This window comes from Lentisphaerota bacterium, from assembly GCA_016873675.1.
Taxonomy (GTDB): domain Bacteria; phylum Verrucomicrobiota; class Kiritimatiellia; order RFP12; family JAAYNR01; genus VGWG01.
Window position 1 is genome coordinate 1 of record VGWG01000147.1, and the last position, 5564, is coordinate 5564.

The following is a 5564-nucleotide window of genomic DNA, read 5'->3' on the forward strand; positions in this document are numbered from 1 at the left end:
CCCCGCCAGTTCGCAACGCGCATTCGCCGCCCCCGTGAGCGGCACGCAGTCGCACAACGCCCCCGACGCGGCCACATCCGCGACCACATACGGCGCCGCCTGCAAGGGCCCCGTCGGCGTCGCCATCAGCCCCTCCGACGTCAGCCGCGCCAGCCTCCCGACGCTGACACCCCCCGACGCCGACGGAAACCGCCGCGCCCCAGCCACACAATCCGGACTCAAGATGACCATCACTCCCTCCATTGCTCTCTCTTGTCCCACCGCCCGTCGCTGTAACTTGGCTTTGGTTTTCTTGACACCCATGCCCGCTTCAGCTATCTTCAACTCATGCACGCGTTCAGCCTATACCGTCCTCGCGGCCATGCAACGCGCCGTCTGGAAATCGTTCATCGCTGATCCATACCAAGATGAGACTGGAAGACGTATAAATTCTTTACGGGTGACAAACCATGATCGCAGCGAAGACGGAACCCAAGCCGCAAGTCAATCACCGGTGGCGCATTCTGGCGGCGACGGCGATCCTCGCGATCTCCGCCCTGGCCGTCTGGTGGACGGTCGCCAGGATCGAGCGCGACATGCGCGACGAACTGATCGGCCGGGCGCGCCTGGCGGCAGGCATGGTGAGCGTGGAGCGGGTCCAGGCGCTTACCGGGACGGAATCGGATCTGGAAAAGCTCGCCTGCCTGCGGCTGAAGGAGCAACTCGCCGACATCCGCGCGGCCAACACGAAGTACCGCTTCGCTTATCTCCTGGGCCGCAAGGATGACGGGACGGTGTTTTTCTTTGCCGACAGCGAACCGGCGGGATCAGAAGACGCGTCCTCCGCCGGTCAGGTCTATGACGAAGCGTCGAGCGATGTTCTGAGCGTATTTGCCACCGGCAAGCCGGTTGTGGAAGGTCCTCTTCCCGATCGTTGGGGCACATGGGTGACACCCCTGGCGCCTCTGACCGATTCGCGGACTGGCGAGGTCGTTGCCGTGCTGGGCATGGACGTTGATACCCGCACCTGGAGGGGAGACCTGGTCGCCCGGGCCGCTCTGCCGGCGGGGTTGATGCTGGCGCTGATGATCGGCATCCTGACACCGCTGTGCGTCCTGAGTCGTTCTTGCTCGCGCCGCTTCGGAGCCGTGAGGCTGCGGGAAAAGATGGCCCTGATTCTGGGCATCACGCTCATGGCGCTCGTCGCCGTTCTCTATCTTGGCTCGCGCCGCATCATCCATGATGGGTTTGCGATCCTGGAAGAACGCAGTGCCCGGATGGATGTTGCGAGGGCGATGTCGGCGCTGGACGAGCGCCTCTTGACATTGGAGCGGAACACTCAGGACTGGTCGTATTGGGATGACTCCTACGCCTTCGCGGCGGATCGCAACGAGTCGTTCATCGAGAAGAACCTCAACCGGCACGCGATGGAAAGCCTCGGCATCCAGCTCCTGATGATCCTGAACTCCGCCGGTGAGATTGTCTGGGGCGGCGCGCTGGATCCGGAGGATCCGGGCGCGCTGCTGACCGGAGCCGAATTCAACCGTCGTTTCGGGGGCATTGCCGGTTCGGTGTCCGCCCGGTCGCCGAGCGGCGCGCGTTCGGGCATTCTCCTGCTCGGTCAGAATCGAATTCTCGTCGCTTCCAGCCCCATCCTCACGAGCGAGGAGGCGGGGCCGCCGCGCGGTCTTGTCGTCATGGGCCGCTATCTGGATGCGAACGGGGCACGGGAACTCGCCGAGTCGCTGAAGATGAACATCGCCCTGTTTGCGGTCGGCGATCTCGCCGGCGACCCGGTGCGGGAGGGCATCGCCCGGTCGCTGGCAAGCGGTGCTGGAGATGCCGTGCGGATTCTGGACGATCAACTGCTGGCCGCCTACGGCCTTGTCCGCGATCTGGCGGGCAATCCCGCGTTGCTGATCGAGATCACGAAGGAGCGCGATCTTCACCGGCAGGCGGCGAAAATGGCCACGGTCTTCGCGGCTATGCTCGTCCTGGCTGGCGCGCTCCTCATCCTGATCGTTGCTTTCCTGATGCGGAAACTGGTGATCGGGAAACTGGAGCGCCTGAGCAGGTGTCTCCACGAAATCACCCGCACGAAGCAGTTCTCCGCGTCGATTCCCTGGAAAGGCTCGGACGAACTCGCGGAAGTGGCCGGGGATGTCAACCTGTTGCTCGAAGCCGTGACGCAGTCGCGCCGGCAACTGGCCGCCAGCGAAGAACACCTCGCGGCCACCTTACGCTCCATCGGCGACGGGGTCATCGCCTGCGATCGGCGGGGGAACGTGACGAGTCTGAACCGCGCGGCCGAGGCGCTCACCGGCTGGACGACCGCCGAGGCGGCCGGGAAGCCTGTGGGCGAGGTGTTTCGCATCGTCAACGCCCAGACCCGCGAGACGGCGGAAAACCCGGTCTTCCGCGCCCTCCGCGAGGGCGTGAGCGTGGGGCTGGCCAACCACACGGCGCTCATCGCCAAAGACGGCACGGAGCACCAGATCGCCGACTCCTGCGCGCCCATCCGCGACGCCTCGGGCACGGTCTCCGGCGCGGTGCTGGTCTTCCGCGATGTGACCGAGGAGTACCAGCGGCGGGAGGAACTGCGGGCGAGCAAGGAGCGGTTCGACGCGCTTGCCGAGCAAAGCCGGACGCTCGCCTGGGAGGTAGACACGGCTGGTCTCTACACCTATGTGAGTCATGTGGCGGAAATGGTTCTCGGTTACCGGCCCGAAGAACTTATCGGCAAGATGCACTTCTACGACCTGCATCCGGAAGAGGGGCGCGAGGCGTTCAAGGCGGCGGCATTCGAGGTGTTTGCCCGCAAGGAGCCGTTCCAGAACCTGGTCAACGCCGTCCAATGCAAGACCGGCGAAACGCTCTGGGTCTCCACCAACGGCATCCCCCTGCTGAACCCGGACGGAACGCTGCGCGGCTATCGCGGCTCCGACACCGACATCACCGCGCGCAAGCAGGCGGAGGAGGCGCTTCGCGAGAGCGAACTATTCATGCGGGAGACGCAGGTCGTTGCCAAACTGGGCGGCTGGAAAGCCAATCCGCAGACGGACGCCCTGGAGTGGAACGACGGCGTCTATGACATTATCGAAGAGTCCCGCGACTACCGCCCCGGACTGGCGGAAGGGGTCAAGTACTACCATGCGGAGTACCTTCCCGCGCTTCAGTCGGGACTGGGGAACTGCCTGGCCACGGGCAGTCCTTTCGCGATCGAGGCGGAGATCACCACGGCCAAGGGCAATCACCGCTGGGTCGAAGTGCGGGCGTTCGCGCACACGACCGGCGGCGGCGAACCCATGGTCATGGGAACCATCCAGGACATCACCGAACGCAAGCAGCGTGAAGTCCGGGATCACGCCATCGCCGTCCGGAAGGACCTCCATGCCGGGATCCTCGCCGCGCTGACCACCGACCCGGCGCTCGTCACTGGCGACCTGCCGGCTTTCGCCGCCCGCCTGACCGAGCTGACCGCCCAACGCCTGGGCATCAGCCGGGTCGGGGTGTGGCTATTTGATGAGACCGGCGCCAAACTGGTCTGCCTGGACACCTTCGTGGGAGCCCGGGAGCGGCACGAACACGGAGCCGAACGGCCGGAATCCGCCTTCGCCAGCGAGTTTGCCGCCATGCGCCAGGCCCGCTTCGTTGACGCCCACGATGCCCTCACCGACCCCCGCACCGCCGGCTACGTCGAGGGCTACCTCAAGCCCTTGGGCATCACCGCGATGCTCGACGGCGTGGTGCGCGGCGACGACCGCTTCCTCGGCTGCGTCTGCCTGGAACAGGTCGGCGTCGCCCATCACTGGGACGACGACGAGACCGCCTTCGTCTGCCAGCTCTGCGACCAGGTCGCCATGGTGTTCGCCAACCGCGAGCGCAGGCAGGCGGAAGAGAAGCTGCGGGAGAGGGAAGCCTTTCAGCGCGAACTGCTCCTGAACTTGCCCGCCGGCGTGGTTATTGTGGATCCGGTGACGCGCCAGATCGAACAAGTCAACCAGCACGCCACCGCGCTGTTCGGCGCACCGGTGGACCGTCTGCTGGGGCATCGCTGTCATTCGCTCCTGTGCCCGGCGCAGGAGGGCGCCTGCCCCATCTGCGACAAGGGTCAAGTGGTGGACAACTCGGAGCGCGTGATGCTCCGCGCTGACGGATCCCGTCTGCCGATCCTGAAAACAGTCAGACGGGTCAACCTCGGGGGGCATGAGAAGCTGCTCGAGTGTTTTGTGGACATCTCCGACCGCAAGGCGTCCGAGGAGCGGTTACGGGCGTTTGCGCAGTGCCTGCTCGAATTCAGTGCCGATACGCAGGCGAACATGGAGCGGCTCGTGGCGCTGTGCGGGAGCATTCTGGACGGCGCCTGCGCGCTGTACAACCGGATGGACGAAGGCATGCTCTGCTCGGTCGGGCAATGGCAGACGCCGCCCGATTTCAAGGCGCAGGACCGGCCCGACGGGCATATCTGCTTCGACGTCATCCAACAGCGCGCGGACTCGCCGATGGTGGTGCGCGACCTGCAGAACTCGGTCTATGCCGCCAGCGATCCGAACGTAAGGGCCTACGGACTGCAAACCTACGTCGGGGTGGCGGTCAAATGTCGCGGCGAGGCGGTGGGCTCTTTGTGCGTCGTCTATCAGAAGGACGTGCAACCGATCGAGGATCACCTCAACTTCCTGCGCCTTGCGAGCTTCGCGATGTCGGTCGAAGAGGATCGGCGCACGCAGGCGCGCATGCAGGAGATGCTGACGCGCATCGCCGCGATGTACATCAATCTGCCGCTCGACCGGGTGGACGGGGCGATCCGGGATTCGCTGGGTGAGATGGGCCTGTTCGTCGGGGCAGACCGGGTTTACGTTTTCGATTACGATTTCGCGCGGGACAACTGTCGCAACACGCACGAATGGTGCGCGGCCGGGATTGCGTCGCAGATTCAGGACCTGCAAGAGGTGCCGATCTCGATCCTTCCGCGGTGGGTGGAGACCCATCGGCGCGGCGAGGCGATGCGGATTCCCGATGTCCAGGCGCTGCCGCCGGAGGACGGACTGCGGCAGGTGCTCGAGCCGCAGGGGGTCCGGAGTCTCCTGGCCGTGCCGATGATGGATGGCGGACGCTGTCTGGGGTTCGTGGGATTCGATTACGTGCGAAATTTGCACGACTCCACAGATGCGGAACAACGGCTATTGCGGGTCTTTACGCAGATGATGGCCAGCATCCGCCTGCGCCGCGAGATGGAGGACGTCATCCGTCAGCACCGCGAAAAGGCCGAGGCGGCGAATCGGGCGAAGAGCGAGTTCCTGGCCAACATGAGCCACGAGATCCGCACGCCGATGAACGGGGTCATCGGCATGACCGGCCTGTTGCTTGACACGGCGCTGAACGACGAACAGCGGCGCTTCGCCGAAACGGCCATGAACAGCGCCGAATCGCTTTTGACCTTGCTCAACGACATTCTCGACTTCTCCAAGATGGAGGCCGGCAAGCTGACGCTCGACCGGAGCGACTTCAGTCTGCGCAAACTGCTCGACGAGACCGTGGCCCCGCTGGCGATGCGGGCGCAGGAAAAGGGGGTCGAGTTCATCTGC

The 5564-nt window shown here is 65.0% G+C and carries 2 protein-coding genes; one reads left to right on the top strand and one right to left on the bottom strand.

Annotated features, from left to right (window positions below):
• A partial coding sequence (locus FJ222_11770; protein ID MBM4165100.1) for a hypothetical protein occupies window positions 1–231 on the bottom strand: 231 nt, incomplete at its 3' end.
• 218 nt (window positions 232–449) lie between these two features.
• Here FJ222_11770 and FJ222_11775 point away from each other — a divergent pair.
• A partial coding sequence (locus FJ222_11775) for a PAS domain S-box protein (protein MBM4165101.1) occupies window positions 450–5564 on the top strand: 5115 nt, incomplete at its 3' end.